We start from the raw sequence: 13751 nt of genomic DNA, 5'->3' as shown, positions 1-13751 counted from the left end.
CTGCACGTTCCTTCGATTGGACAGTTTTCCTGTCTAATCTGGCACGGTGGACACCGCAGGTCAACGGCAGGAGCTCGGCATCCTCCTCTTCGTCGCCAACCGGGCGCTCGAGAAGCGCGCCTTCGACGCCGTCGTCGCGGCCGGCTTCACCGACATCACGCTCTCCCAGGCACGGGTGGCGGCGAGGATCGGCCCGCACGGGTCCCGGGTGTCGGACCTCGCCGAGCAGGCGCGGATCACCAAGCAGAGTGCCGCTGCCTCGGTCGAGCAGCTCGAGGCGGCGGGCTACGTCGAGCGCGTCCCCGACCCGACCGACGGTCGCGCACGGCTGGTCCGACTGACCGCCCGGGCTCGGCCCGTCGCGGAAGCCGCCGACGCCGAGGTCCGGCGCACCCTCGCAGAGTGGGCCGAGCACGTCGGCCCGGAGCGACTCCAGCAGATGCACGAGACGCTGCGCGACCTGCGCGACATCACCGATCCCTGGCATTGATCCCTGCCCATCGGCGGGACGACGATGATCCCGCCCGCGGTCACGAGACGGCCGGCGACGCGACGGGCAACGACCGCAGACCATGGAGGAGCCAGCGATGACCGACCTGCCCCAGTGGACCGAACGAGCCGTGCTGCTCTACTTCTCCGACGCCGAAGGGCGCGCCCGGGTGCCCGAGGTGTTCCCGGCGCACCATGCCTACACCCGCGACTTCCAGAGCCATCGGCCCGGTGAGCTGCTGCTCACGGGGCCCTTCGCCGAACCGGTCGACGGGCAGCCCAGTGCGATGAACGTCTTCACCACCCGCGAGGCCGCCGAGGAGTTCGCCCAGGGCGACCCCTTCGTCACCGAGGGCCTCGTTGCCTCCTGGGCGGTCCGGACCTGGCTTCTCGGCGAAGACTGACCGGGCTCTGCCGGCGCCGCATCGGGCCGCCCCGGGCGTCGCTGGGTGTACGGCTCAGTCGCGCTCGGAGGACTCCACGAGCGCCCGCAGGGCCGCGGTCATGGTCTCGAGATCGACGGCGCCGACGCTGCCGACGATCCGGGACTCCGTCTTGTTGAACTCCGGGTAGATCCGATCCATGAGTGCCAGTCCGGAGTCGCTGAGCTTGAGGCTGACCAGGCGCCGGTCCTCGGTGCTCGGCACCCGTTCGATCAGTCCCCGGGCCATCAACGTCTTGGCCACGCCGGTCAGCGTGCCCTTGCTGATGCCGACCGACTCGGCGATGTCGCGGGTCTCCATCGAGTCCCAGATCCACAGCGTCCACAGCACCAGGAACCCGGTCCAGGTCAGGTCGTTGGGCCGTAGGACCGAGTTGGTCAGGCGTGCGCGCACGGCGTTGGCAGCCCGGTAGATGCTGAGCAGGGCGTGCGACGCGGCGAAGTCCAGCGGAAGGTGCTGGACCCGCTCGCGTGTCGCTCGCTCGGTCTCTTCGAGCGTGTGTCGGTCGGGCATGCCCGGAACTCTAGGGGCTAGACGGTCCGGTCAGCGGGCTTCAGGTTCGCCAGCGTCGTGCCGCCGTTCCACTCGACCCCGACCTGGCGGTAGTAGCCGCCGATGATCTCCTCGACCTCCAGGGAGGCGAGCTCCTCGGTGGGGGAGTCGAAGAGGCGGATCTCGGCGTCGCCCTTCCAGGACTGACCGCCTTGGAACGCGCTGGCGCCCGACGAGATCAGCTCGGCGTAGGCGTCGCCGTTGCCGGCGATGTCGGGGAAGACCCGGTGGTGCGCCATCGGGTGGCCGTTGACGAAGCCGTTGGTCTCCGACTCCTCGCGCAGCGTCACGACGACCTCGGCCAGGCGGCGGTCGCCCGCGGCCAGGGTGGCGCCGAAGACGCCGCCGGGGCCGATCTGCGGCGCGGCGTGGGAGAAGGGGTGGGGACGGGTCTGCCACATCGAGCCGAGCTTCTTCGGGTAGCCCTGGTGCAGGCCGCGCGCGATCGCGAAGTCCTTGTCGACCCAGATGTAGACGCACCGGGAGTAGGTGACGCCCTCGTAGGAGCAGCGGACGACGACGAACGCCTCCTTGTACTGCGAGCGCACCGGGTCCAGCAGCTGCTCGCGCGAGGAGGAGCAGGACTGCCAGTCGGCCCAGATCAGCGCGACGGCGCCGGGGTCCTCCGGGGCCAGCTCCAGCGGCGCGGGAAGCAGCGCCTCCACGTTCGCGGGGTCGGTGCGGTACTCAACGGTGAGCAGGTCGCCGGAGTAGTACCACGGGGGCGACGGGATCAGCGACGAGGCGCCGGACGCGGTCCGGGGGTAGAGGAACCCGTTCATCGGGCGCAGGGTCGTGCTCTGGTTCATCGTGCAGCTCCTGAGAATCGTTTGGGTCCATACGATACGCCGAATCGCTGTGACGTGAAACCCTTGTGTTCTCGCCCACAGGCGGTTAACGTTCGGGGCCAAACGATTGGAAGGGACCTGACCGTGACCCACTTCGACACCTCCGGTCTGCAGCCGGCGCAGGACCGCCTCACCGACGAGGGCATCGACGTCGTACGGCTCGGGTACGCCGACCTGATCGGCGTGGACCGTGGCCGCGACGTGCTCGTCAACCGGTTCGCCCGGACCGTCTCCAGTGGCGTGGCGTTCTGCCGCTCGGTCTTCGGCACCACCCCGCGCGGCGGAGTCGTCGACTTCGACGGCGGCCTCTCCGACGGCCTGCCGGACGTCCAGGCCTTCCCCGACGTGTCCACGCTGCTCCCGGTCCCGTGGGAGCCCGGCGTCGCGCACTGCATCGCGGACGTGTTCAACCCCGACGGCACCCCGGCGCAGGAGAGCCCGCGCTTCGTGCTGCGCCAGCTGGTGGAGCAGTTCGCCGAGCTCGGCCTGGTCCCGATCGTGGGCCCCGAGCTCGAGTTCTACATCCTCGAGGAGTCGGCGGACTCCGCCTCCGGGTGGAAGCGCTACGGCGAGGGCACCGGCAACGTCTACACCGCCGGTCGCAAAGGCGACCCCGAGAACGTGCTGCTCGACGCGCTGCGCGAGCTCGGCAAGTTCGGGATCGACGTGATCGCGGCGAACCACGAGTTCTCCTCCGGCCAGTTCGAGATCAATCTCTGGCACTCCCCGGCGCTCGACGCCGCCGACCGCGCCCACCGGTTCAAGGACGCGGTGAAGGAGCTGGCGCGCCGCCGCGGCCACCTCGCGACGTTCATGCCGAAGCCGTTCAACGACGAGGGCGGTTCGGGCTTCCACCTGCACTTCTCGATCGTCGACGCCGACGGGAAGAACCTCTTCGAGGATGCCGCCTCCGAGCATGGGCTCTCCGACCTCGCCCGCCACGCGATCGGTGGCCTGATCGCCCACGCCCCGGCCGTCGCGGCGCTCAACAACCCGACGATCAACTCCTACAAGCGCTTCGGGCCCGACACCCTCGCCCCCTGGCTGATCGACTGGGGCCTGGACAACCGCAGCGCGATGGTCCGGATCCCGCCCGAGCGCGGCGCGGCCTCCCGCCTCGAGATGCGCCTGGGCGATGCCAGCGCGAACTCCTACCTGGCGATCGCCGGCATGCTGGCCGCGGCCCTGCTCGGCATCCGCAACAAGATCGAGCCGCCCGAGCCGCTGATCGGCTACGGCTACGACCCCGAGAGGTCCGACAAGCTGCCGCAGGACCTGACCGAGGCGCTGGACGCGCTGGAGCAGGACAAGGAGCTCGGCGACCTGCTCGGCGAGCCCTTCACCAAGGCCTTCCTCGCCTACAAGCGCGACGAGGTCGAGCGCTTCCGCACGTGGATCACCGACTGGGAGTTCCACGAGTACACCTCGCACATCTGAGACTTCGCGGCACTGCCGCCCCACCCCCCGCTGACCTGAGGAGTACCCCCATGCCCCGTCACGCGCCCGTTCCGCTCTCCGAGGTGGACCTCGCCGACCTCGACGGCTTCGCCGACGAGCGCGGCTATGCGCAGCTCGACACCCTCCGTGCCGAGGACCCGGTCCACTGGACCGAGGAGAAGGACGGCACCGGTTTCTGGGCCGTCACCCGGTACGACGACATCTGGGCCGTCGACAAGGACCCGGAGTCGTTCACGTCGGAGAAGTTCGTCAACCTCGAGGACATCGACGACGACCTCGCCGACTTCCGACGTTCGATGCTGGAGACCGACGGTGAGCGCCACCAGGCGCTGCGCCGCCTGATCCACCGCGAGTTCACCCCGCGCAACCTCATGAAGAACTACGAGGGCTTCCTGCGCGAGCTGACCAAGTCCACCGTCGACCGCGCCCTCGCCGCCGCGGCGGAGAACGACGGCGTCATCGACTTCGTGAAGTACATCAGCGCCGACTTCCCGATCCAGGTGCTCGCCCGGCTGCTCGACGTCCCCGCCGAGCACACCGGTCAGCTGATCGCCTGGGGCAACGAGATGGTGGCCAACACGGACCCCGACTACGCGAAGGTCCGCCTCGACTCGGAGGAGTCGGAGAAGTACCGGCACCTCCCGTTCCGCTCGCCGACGGTCCAGGAGGTCTGGGACTACGGCAACGACCTGCGCGAGAAGCGGGTCGGCGGCGACGGCACCGACCTGGTCTCGATCCTGGCCAACCGGATGCCCGAGGACCAGATCCCGCTGAGCCAGCAGGACTTCAACAACTACTTCTCGCTGCTGGTCATCGCCGGCAACGAGACGACCCGGCACGCGATCAGCCACTCGATGCTCGGCCTGATCGAGCAGCCCGAGCAGATGCAGATCCTCAAGGACAAGCCGGAGCTGATGCCGTCCGCCGTCGAGGAGCTGCTGCGCTGGGCCTCGCCGGTCTACCACTTCCGTCGTACGGCGACGCGCGACGTGGAGCTGAACGGCAAGCAGATCAAGGCCGGCGACAAGGTCGTCATGTGGTTCGCCTCCGGCAACCGCGACGAGACCAAGTTCGAGGACCCGTACTCGATCGACGTCACCCGCACCAACGTCGACCACATGACGTTCGGCAAGGGCAGCCCGCACCTGTGCCTGGGCAACGCCCTGGCGCGGCTGGAGATCCGGCTCATGTTCGAGGAGCTGCTCCCGCGGATCGAGAAGATCGAGCTGGCCGGCGACGTGGTGCGCATCCGCAGCAACTTCGTCAACGGCATCAAGCGCTTCCCGGTGCGGATCACGCCCGCCGCGAGCTGAGCGCAGCGCGCTGAGCGCTGACTGCTGGCTGCGGCACCGGCCCCTTGGGGGTCGGTGCCGCAGCGTTTTTCGCGGGTCCGGAGGTCGCGGCGCTCCCGTGGTGCACCGCGGTGGGAGGCTCCCCGCCGGTGGCGTCGGCCCGGCCCATGGTGGTCCACCCCCGGCGGGCGGCATCGTCCACGCCCGGCGGGCGGCATCGTCCACGCCCGGCGGGCGGCATCGTCCACACCCGGCGGGCGGAGGTACGACGACGGGGCGCCCGGTCCGGATCGGACCGAGCGCCCCGTCGGATGGCGCTGGGTGGCGGCTCAGGCGTCGAGCACCAGGCGCGCGCCGCAGGCGCGGGAGACGCAGACCATCATGCAGTCGTTCGCGGCCTGCTCGTCCTCGTCGAGGACGGAGTCGCGGTGGTCGACCTCACCCTCGAGCACGGTCTGCTCGCAGGTGCCGCAGACGCCCTCCAGGCAGGAGCCGAGCACGCCGACGCCGGCGGCGCGCATGGCCTCGAAGGCGGTCACGCCGGGCTCGACGGTCACGGTGATCCCGGACCGCTCGAGGACCAGGTCGAACGCGGTGTCGTCGCCGGTGTCCTCGCGCTCCTTCGCGGCGAACCGCTCCAGGTGCAGGCTGCCGGCCGGCCACGAGGCGCAGCGCTCCTCGACCGCTGCGAGCAGCGGCTCGGGGCCGCAGCAGTAGACCAGCGTGTCCGGGCGCGGCCGGCCGAGCACGGAGTCCAGATCGAGCAGGCCGGCGCGGTCCTGGGGGACGAGGTGCACGCGGTCGCCGTGCTTGGCGAGCAGGTCGCGGAAGGCCATCGACTCGCTGGTCCGGCCGCCGTAGTGCAGCTCCCACTCCGCGCCGGCGGCCTCGGCGGCCTCGATCATCGGCAGGATCGGGGTGATCCCGATGCCGCCGGCGACGAAGACGTAGCGCGGGCTGTCGGCCAGGTCGAAGTTGTTGCGGGGGCCGCGGATCTCGACGCGGGTGCCCTCCGTGAGCGCGTGCACGGCGGTGGAGCCGCCGCGGCTGTCGGGCGTGCGGAGCACGGCGACCTGGTAGTGACCTCGCTCGGCCGGGCTGCTGCACAGCGAGTACTGGCGGACCAGGTCCTCGCCCAGCAGAAGGTCGACGTGGGCGCCGGCGGTCCAGGCCGGCAGCTCGGCGCCGTCGGCGGGGGTCAGTGTCAGCAGCACCACGTCGTCGGCGATCGTCTCGAGCGCGGTGACGACGGTCGTGGTCGCGAGCTCGCTCGTCGTGGGGGCGTCGGCAGTCAGCGTCATGGGGGTCACAACCGTTCCTGGGTAGATCGTTCGTGCCCAAACGATACCTGTGATCGGGAGCACGGTCCAGGGGTGCCGGCAGGAAACCTGCCGGCACCCCGCGCCGGACCGTCGCGCTACTTGCGGCCCAGGCCCTGCAGTCGGACCAGCGCCGAACGAGGCACCGCCCGCGTCACGGCCACCAGCGCCTTGTACCGCTTGGACGGGATCGACGTGGCCCGTCCCTTGTCGAAGTCGGCGAGCGCGTCGCGGACGAGTCGGTCGGCCTCCAGCCAGAGGAACGCCGGCGCGCTCTTGTCGCGGTCGATGCCCAGGCGCTCGTGGAACTCGGTCCTCACGAAGCCGGGGCACAGCGTCATCACCTTCACGCCCCGCGGTCCGTACTCCAGGTTCGCCCAGGATCCGAAGCTGTTCACCCAGGCCTTCGCGGCGCTGTAGGTGCCGCGGGGGAGGAACGAGGCGACGCTCGACACGTTGATGATGCCGCCGTGGCCCCGCTCGACCATCCCGCCCAGGGCGGCGTGGCTGAGCTGCAGCACCGCGCGGACCAGCACGTCCTGCTGCGCCTGCTCGACCTCGATCGGGTTGTCCAGGAAGTTCTTCCTCAGCCCGAACCCGGCGTTGTTGACCAGCAGGTCGACCGGTCGGTCCCGGTCGGCGAGGCGGGCCGCGACCACGGCGAGCTGCTGGGGGTCGGCGAGGTCGGCCGGCAGCACCTCGACGCCGACGTGGTGGGTGGTGCGCAGCTCCTCGGCGACCGACTCCAGTCGGGCCAGGTCACGGGCGACCAGGACGAGGTCGTCCCCGCGTGCGGCGAGCTGGACGGCGAACTCGTGGCCGATGCCGGCGGTGGCGCCGGTGATGAGGGCGGTCGACATGCCGACCATCCAAGCATCGAACGTCCACAGGTGAGCGGCTGGTTCCGGCATGATGGCGTTCGATGAACGCACAGCCCGCCGTGGTCGGCCCCACCGTTCTCGCCGTCGCCAACCAGAAGGGTGGCGTGGCGAAGACGACCAGCGTCGCCTCGATCGGCGCGGCGCTGGCCGAGCTCGGCCAGTCGGTGCTGCTGGTCGACCTCGACCCGCAGGCCTGCCTGACGTTCTCGCTCGGCATCGACCCCGAGGACCTCGAGCTGTCGGTGCACCAGGTGCTGACCAAGGGCTCGGACCCCGCCGAGGTGATCATCGAGACCGAGGACGGCGTCGACCTGCTGCCGGCCACCATCGAGCTGGCCCGGGCCGAGGCGGACCTGCTGACCCGGACCGGCCGCGAGCACGTGATGCGCGGGGTGCTGGAGGACCTGGCCGCCTCCGGCCGCGCCTACGACTGGGTGCTGCTGGACTGCCCGCCGTCGCTGGGCGTCCTCACCGTGGCGGCGCTGACCGCCGCCGACGGGGTGCTGGTGCCGCTGCAGTGCGAGACGCTCTCCCACCGCGGGGTGGGTCAGCTGCTCGACACCGTCCACGACGTACGCCGCTTCACCAACCGCGGACTCGCGGTCTGGGGCGTGCTGCCGACGCTGTACGACGGACGCACCAACCACGCCCGGGCGGTGCTCGAAACGATCGCGGAGACCTACGACCTCGAGGTCGTGGAGCCGCCGATCCCGAAGACGATCAAGTTCGCGGAGGCCCCCGCGGCCGGCCGCTCGATCCTGGCCACCAGCAGGACCAGCAAGGGGGCGAAGGCCTACCGCGAGGTGGCGTCGAACCTGCTGGCGCGAGCGACGCGCTGAGCGCGGTCGGGTGAGGCGCGCACGTCCGACCCGCGGCAGCCACCGGGCAGAGGTCCGCCCGCGCTACGGGCGGATCGGCGTGGCCCTGCTGGCGGCCGCGGTGACCGTGGTCGCGCTGTTGGGCGCGCTCGGCCTGTACCCGACCGACGAGGCCGGCGTCGTCGCCCAGCCGATCTCGGTGACCGAGGGGTCCGGCGGCGCCGAGGTCGACACGCCCACGCCGCAGCGCACCGCCCCGGAGGGGCGCTCCGGGGGACGTTCCGCGGAGCCCGCGGAGGCGAACGGGTCAGCCGGCGCGACCGGGGCAGCGGACGCCGCCGACCCGGCGGAGGTCGACGAGCCCGCCGCGCCGGACGGGCCCGACGCGAGCACCGCCGAGGGGTCGCCGCTGCCGGAGGGGTCGGGGACCGGCACCCGGGTCGTCTTCAGCGAGAGCCGGCAGCGGGTCTGGCTGGTGGAGTCCGGCGCCGACGGGGACGCCGTGGTCCGCACCTACCCGGTCTCGGGCAGCACCCTGGACAACCTCTTCCCGGGCACCTACGCGGTGTACTCGAGATCCCGGCACGCGATCGGCATCGACGACTCGGGGACGATGGAGTACTTCGTCCGGTTCACCCAGGGCACCAGCGGGGCGGCGATCGGCTTCCACACGATCCCGGTCAAGGATGGTCGGCCGTTGCAGACGCGGGCCGAGCTCGGGTCGCCCCGCTCGCACGGGTGCATCCGCCAGGCCCGCGCCGACGCGGTGGCGCTGTGGCGCTTCGCCCCCGAGGGCACGACGGTCGTCGTCACGGCCTGACCGGTGGCTTGGGTCGTGTGCCTGAGAGCGACCCATAGGTAGGCGTCGGGCACACGACCCAGCGCAGGCCTGGCCGCGCGCGGCGCACCCAGGCAGCCCGCCAACGACACGGGCCGCCGCCGACGACCGGAGTCATCGACGGCGGCCCGTGACCGCTGTGGAGCTGCTCAGCCCTCGTCGCCGGAGGACGCCTGCGGCGCGCCGGACTCGCCGGACTGGCCCGACTGGCCGGACTGACCCTGGCCGCCACCGCCGCTACGACGGCGACGACGGCGTCGGTTGCCGCTGCGCTGCTGGCCCTCGCCGGCGGGCTGGCCGGCGGACTCGCCGGACGCCTGCTCGCCCGCGGTCGCCTCGGTGGCCGGGGCCGCCTCGGCGGCACCGCCCTCGGCGGGGCGCCCGCCGCGCGTGCGCTGGCGGTTGCGGTTCCGGTTGCGGGCCGGACGCTCGGCGTCGCGGCCGCCCTCGCGCTTCTCGCGCGGCGCCCGCTCGACCGGCTTCGGCTCGACGATCCGGCCCTTGGTGCCGGGCGCGATGCCCTGGTCGTGGAAGAGGTGCTCGGAGGTGGAGTAGGTCTCCAGCGGCTCGTCGAAAGGCAGGTCGAGCGTCTTGTTGATCATCTTCCAGCGGTGCACGTCGGTGGCGTCGACCAGCGTGATCGCGATGCCCGAGGCGCCGGCGCGGCCGGTGCGGCCGATCCGGTGGACGTAGGTCTTGTCGTCCTCGGGGCAGGTGTAGTTGATGACGTGGGAGACGCCGGAGACGTCGATGCCGCGGGCCGCGACGTCGGTCGCCACCAGCACCCGGAGCTTGCCCTCGCGGAACTTGGTCAGGGCGCGCTCGCGGGCGGCCTGCTGCATGTCGCCGTGCAGCGGGCTGGCCTTGAAGCCGCGCTCCTCGAGGTCGTCGGCCACCCGCTGCGCCTGACGCTTGGTGCGGGTGAAGACGATGATCTTGTCGGCGTCCTCGGCCTGCAGGACGCGGCCGATGATCTCGGGCTTGTCCAGGTCGTGCGCCAGGTAGATGAACTGCGCGGTGGCCGGGACGGTCGCGTTCTCGTACGACGACTCGGCGCGGATGTTCATCGGGTGCCGCATGTGCATCCGGGCCAGCGCCACGATCGCCGAGGGCATCGTCGCGGAGAAGAGCATCGTCTGCCGGGTCTCCGGGGTGAGCCGGAGCAGCCGCTCGACGTCGGGCAGGAAGCCCAGGTCGAGCATCTCGTCGGCCTCGTCGAGGACGAGCGCGTGCACGTGGGAGAGGTCCAGCGCGCGGCGGTTGGCCAGGTCGATCAGGCGACCCGGGGTGCCGACCACGATGTCGACGCCCGTCTCGAGCGCCTCCAGCTGCGGCTCGTAGCCCACGCCGCCGTAGACGGTGAGCACCCGCAGGCCGCGGTCGCGGCTCGCGATGGTCAGGTCGCTCGCGACCTGGATCGCCAGCTCGCGGGTCGGGGCCACGATCAGCGCCTGCGGCTTGCCCTGGGGCAGCTCGGCGTAGTCGGGGTCGGTGGGGGCGACGCTGCGCTGCAGCACCGGGATGCCGAAGGCCAGGGTCTTGCCGGTGCCGGTGCGGGCCTGGCCGATCAGGTCGGTGCCCATCAGGGCGACCGAGAGGGTCATCTCCTGGATCGCGAACGGGTGGGTGATCCCGGCCCGCTCGAGGGAGTCGCAGATCGCCGGCATCACGCCGAGGTCGCGGAAGGTCGGCCCGGGGGTCGCCTCGGCCTCGACGGCGATCTCGGTGGGCGTGTCGTTCTCGGCCGGAGCGCTCGCGGCGCCGGCCTGGATGTCGTTCGTCAGTGTCCTGTCGCTTTCATGAGTGTCAGCCGTCGGGCCGCGGCTCGCGCGTGCGTCGCGCTCGCGGCCGTGCAGTTGATTCGATCGATGCGGCTGCGAGACGACTACCTCGTCGGCCCTTCACACTCAGCCGCGCACATACGTGGGTGGCGCGCAGGCGGTTCCCGCGGCGCTCTACCCGACCCCATGCTATCGGTACGCTGCGCCTATGCCCGAAACCGCCGACCTTCCCGCCGCCGCAGCCGGGGCCGAGGAGCCCGAGCCCAGCACCGGGGCCGGCCCCGAGGCGACCGTCGAGGAGTCGTCCGCGCTCGCGGACCCCGCCTACCGGCAGGCGGTCGTCGACCTGCTCGCGGTGATCGCGTACGGCGAGATCACCGCGTTCGAGCGGCTGGTCGAGGACGCCCGGCTGGCTCCGACGCTGCCCGACACCGTCGAGCTGGCGACGATGGCCTGCGTCGAGTTCGACCGCGTGCACGGCCTGCATGCCCGGATCCGCGAGCTGGGCGGCGATCCCTTCGCGGCGATGGAGCCGTTCACGGAGTCGATCCAGGAGTTCCACGCCCACACGGCGCCGGCCGACTGGTACGAGGGCCTGGTCAAGGCGTACGTCGGCGACGGGTTGGCCAGCGACTTCCACCGCGAGATCGCGGCGTACCTGGACCCGACCACCCGCGACCTGGTGGTCGCCACGATGGAGGGCACCCACCACTCGCGGTTCGTGGTGGACCGGGTCCGTGCCGGCATCGCCGAGGACCCGCGTCTGGGTGGCCGACTCGCGCTCTGGGGACGCCGGCTGATGGGGGAGGCCCTGATCCAGGCCCAGCGGGTGGCGGCCGACCGCGACGCCCTGACCGCGCTGCTGACCGGCGGGGTCGACCGGCCCAGCCTCGACCTGGTCGCGTTGGGGCGGATGTTCACCCGGCTCACCGAGCGCCACGCCGACCGGATGGGCGAGCTCGGTCTGGAGGCCTGAGCTCCGTTCCCGGGCCGCGCCGGTGGCCGGGAACTGGGTCTGCCCGGTGGGTGCTGCTTCGAAGCGCCACCCGGGCGGTCTACGCTGACCAGCGGACAGCCCTACGACCTCCCCAGGAGCACCACGTGGCAGCGATCGAAGCCGTCGGCGCCCGCGAGATCCTCGACTCGCGCGGCAACCCCACTGTCGAGGTCGAGGTTCTCCTCGACGATGGCGCGTTCGCGCGGGCCGCGGTGCCCAGCGGCGCGTCCACCGGCGCCTTCGAGGCGGTCGAGCTCCGCGACGGCGGTGAGCGCTACCTCGGCAAGGGCGTGCAGACCGCCGTCGACGCCGTGGTCCGCACCATCGGCCCGGCCCTCGAGGGCCTCGACGCCGCCGACCAGCGGCTCGTCGACCAGACGATGCTGACCTCCGACGGCACCCCCAACAAGGCGCAGTACGGCGCGAACGCGATCCTCGGCGTCTCGCTGGCCGTGGCCCGCGCCGCGGCGGACTCCGCCGGCTTGCCGCTCTACCGGTACGTCGGCGGCCCGAACGCCCACGTGCTGCCGGTGCCGATGATGAACATCCTCAACGGCGGCTCCCACGCGGACTCCAACGTCGACATCCAGGAGTTCATGATCGCTCCGATCGGCGCGCCGTCCTTCAAGGACGCGCTGCGCTCGGGCGCGGAGGTCTACCACGCGCTGAAGTCGGTGCTGAAGAAGAAGGGCCTGGCCACCGGCCTCGGTGACGAGGGCGGCTTCGCCCCCAACCTGGACAGCAACCGGGCCGCGCTCGACCTGATCGCCGAGGCCGTGCAGGCCGCCGGCTACGAGCTCGGCAAGGACATCGCCCTGGCCCTCGACGTCGCCGCCAGCGAGTTCTTCGCCGACGGCGCCTACACCTTCGAGGGCACCTCCAAGTCCGCGGCCGAGATGACGGCCTACTACGCCGACCTGGTCTCGGCCTACCCGATCGTCTCCATCGAGGACCCGCTCGACGAGGACGACTGGGACGGCTGGAAGACGATCACCGACGAGCTCGGCAGCAAGATCCAGATCGTCGGCGACGACCTGTTCGTGACCAACGTCGAGCGCCTGCAGCGCGGCATCACCGGCGGTCAGGCGAACGCCCTGCTGGTCAAGGTCAACCAGATCGGCTCGCTGACCGAGACCCTCGACTCCGTCGACCTGGCGCACCGCAACGGCTTCCGCTGCATGATGAGCCACCGCTCCGGCGAGACCGAGGACACCACCATCGCCGACCTCGCCGTGGCCACCAACTGCGGCCAGATCAAGACCGGTGCCCCGGCCCGCTCCGAGCGCGTGGCGAAGTACAACCAGCTGCTCCGGATCGAGGAGGAGCTCGCCGACGCCGCCCGCTACGCCGGTGCGGCCGCCTTCCCGCGGTTCCAGGGCTGACGGCACAGGGCTGACGGAGCACGGGGCGGAGGGCCGATGGCCGACGAACGTCGCAACCGGGCACCCGGGCGATCCCCGCGGGGGCGCTCGGGCCCGGGTGGCTCGCGTTCGTCGGCGCCGTCCGCCGACCGCCGGGCGCAGCGCGACCGGGTGGTCGCCGAGGCCGCGACGCGGACGGCGGCGAAGGCCGAGGAGAAGCGACGCACCCGGCTGACCGGCCGGGCCGCCGTGCTGGTGCTGGTGCTGGCGGTGCTCGCGGTCTCCTACGCCTCCTCGCTGCGCGCCTACCTGCAGCAGCGCAGCCAGATCGACGCCGTCGAGGCGCAGATCGCGGAGCGGGAGAGCGCCATCGACTCGCTGGAGCGGGAGAAGGAGCGCTGGACGGACCCCGCCTTCGTCGCCCAGCAGGCCCGAGCGCGCTTCGGCTACGTGGCGAGGGGCGAGACGCCGTACGTGGTGGTCGACAAGGACGGCAACCCGCTCGACGCCACCGTCGAGCTCTCCGACCCGGACTCGGTGGGCCAGCACGAGGAGCCCGCCTGGTACGACGAGATGTGGGCCTCGACCGAGGTCGCCGGGAACCCACCGACGCGGATCCCTGACCCGCCCCGCAAGAAGATCACGGCCCCGGCAGGGGACCTGGGAGAGTGACG

The 13751-nt window shown here is 71.7% G+C and carries 13 protein-coding genes and 1 pseudogene; 9 read left to right on the top strand and 5 right to left on the bottom strand.

Annotation, left to right across the window (positions count from 1 at the left end; all coding sequences use genetic code 11):
• The first annotated feature begins 46 nt into the window (after positions 1-46).
• Positions 47-490 (top strand): MarR family transcriptional regulator, encoded by a 444-nt coding sequence (locus E8D34_RS09615; protein ID WP_136594416.1) that lies wholly within the window; start codon positions 47-49, stop codon positions 488-490.
• A gap of 97 nt (positions 491-587) precedes the next feature.
• Positions 588-893: a YciI family protein gene (locus tag E8D34_RS09610; protein WP_136594415.1), complete on the top strand. Its 306-nt coding sequence runs from the start codon at positions 588-590 to the stop codon at positions 891-893.
• Positions 894-947: 54 nt separating this feature from the next.
• Here the strand turns inward: E8D34_RS09610 and E8D34_RS09605 are convergent, their stop codons facing one another.
• Both E8D34_RS09605 and E8D34_RS09600 read right to left on the bottom strand, forming a co-directional pair.
• Complete coding sequence (locus E8D34_RS09605; protein ID WP_136594414.1) at positions 948-1445, bottom strand: MarR family transcriptional regulator; 498 nt, start codon at positions 1443-1445, stop codon at positions 948-950.
• 17 nt (positions 1446-1462) lie between these two features.
• Complete coding sequence (locus E8D34_RS09600; RefSeq protein WP_240771265.1) at positions 1463-2293, bottom strand: acetoacetate decarboxylase family protein; 831 nt, start codon at positions 2291-2293, stop codon at positions 1463-1465.
• Between the two features lie 123 nt (positions 2294-2416).
• On the opposite strand from E8D34_RS09600, the gene E8D34_RS09595 reads away from it, so the two are divergent.
• Both E8D34_RS09595 and E8D34_RS09590 read left to right on the top strand, forming a co-directional pair.
• The gene (locus E8D34_RS09595) at positions 2417-3769 is read left to right on the top strand and encodes a glutamine synthetase family protein (RefSeq protein ID WP_136594413.1); all 1353 of its coding nucleotides are present in this window, start codon (positions 2417-2419) and stop codon (positions 3767-3769) included.
• 50 nt (positions 3770-3819) lie between these two features.
• Positions 3820-5103 (top strand): cytochrome P450, encoded by a 1284-nt coding sequence (locus E8D34_RS09590; protein WP_136594412.1) that lies wholly within the window; start codon positions 3820-3822, stop codon positions 5101-5103.
• A gap of 308 nt (positions 5104-5411) precedes the next feature.
• Here the strand turns inward: E8D34_RS09590 and E8D34_RS09585 are convergent, their stop codons facing one another.
• Positions 5412-6383 carry a PDR/VanB family oxidoreductase gene (locus tag E8D34_RS09585; RefSeq protein ID WP_136594411.1) on the bottom strand — a complete coding sequence of 324 codons (972 nt, stop codon included), beginning with the start codon at positions 6381-6383 and terminating at the stop codon, positions 5412-5414.
• 116 nt (positions 6384-6499) lie between these two features.
• Positions 6500-7261 carry an SDR family oxidoreductase gene (locus tag E8D34_RS09580; protein ID WP_136594410.1) on the bottom strand — a complete coding sequence of 254 codons (762 nt, stop codon included), beginning with the start codon at positions 7259-7261 and terminating at the stop codon, positions 6500-6502.
• 62 nt (positions 7262-7323) lie between these two features.
• Between E8D34_RS09580 and E8D34_RS09575 the strand changes: the two genes are divergently transcribed.
• Both E8D34_RS09575 and E8D34_RS09570 read left to right on the top strand, forming a co-directional pair.
• Positions 7324-8121, top strand: coding sequence for a ParA family protein (locus tag E8D34_RS09575; RefSeq protein WP_136594409.1), 798 nt, complete (start codon positions 7324-7326; stop codon positions 8119-8121).
• A gap of 10 nt (positions 8122-8131) precedes the next feature.
• Complete coding sequence (locus E8D34_RS09570) at positions 8132-8920, top strand: L,D-transpeptidase (RefSeq protein ID WP_136594408.1); 789 nt, start codon at positions 8132-8134, stop codon at positions 8918-8920.
• Between the two features lie 497 nt (positions 8921-9417).
• On the opposite strand, the pseudogene E8D34_RS09565 reads toward E8D34_RS09570, so the two are convergent.
• Positions 9418-10605 (bottom strand): annotated as a pseudogene (locus E8D34_RS09565) (DEAD/DEAH box helicase); the annotation flags it as partial.
• Between the two features lie 322 nt (positions 10606-10927).
• Between E8D34_RS09565 and E8D34_RS09560 the strand changes: the two are divergent.
• From E8D34_RS09560 to E8D34_RS09550, 3 genes are all read left to right on the top strand, one after another.
• Positions 10928-11695 (top strand): ferritin-like fold-containing protein, encoded by a 768-nt coding sequence (locus E8D34_RS09560; RefSeq protein ID WP_136594406.1) that lies wholly within the window; start codon positions 10928-10930, stop codon positions 11693-11695.
• A gap of 125 nt (positions 11696-11820) precedes the next feature.
• Entirely contained in the window at positions 11821-13098 is a 1278-nt protein-coding gene (gene eno / locus E8D34_RS09555; protein ID WP_136594405.1) for a phosphopyruvate hydratase, read from the top strand.
• Between the two features lie 36 nt (positions 13099-13134).
• On the top strand, positions 13135-13749 hold the full coding sequence (locus E8D34_RS09550) for a septum formation initiator family protein (RefSeq protein WP_136594404.1): 615 nt from the start codon (positions 13135-13137) through the stop codon (positions 13747-13749).
• The last annotated feature ends 2 nt before the right edge of the window (positions 13750-13751 follow it).

This window comes from Nocardioides sp. GY 10113, assembly GCF_004919105.1.
Classification (GTDB): Bacteria; Actinomycetota; Actinomycetes; order Propionibacteriales; family Nocardioidaceae; genus Nocardioides.
Note: the sequence above shows the minus strand (reverse complement) of the source record. Positions and strands in the feature narration are given on the sequence as shown.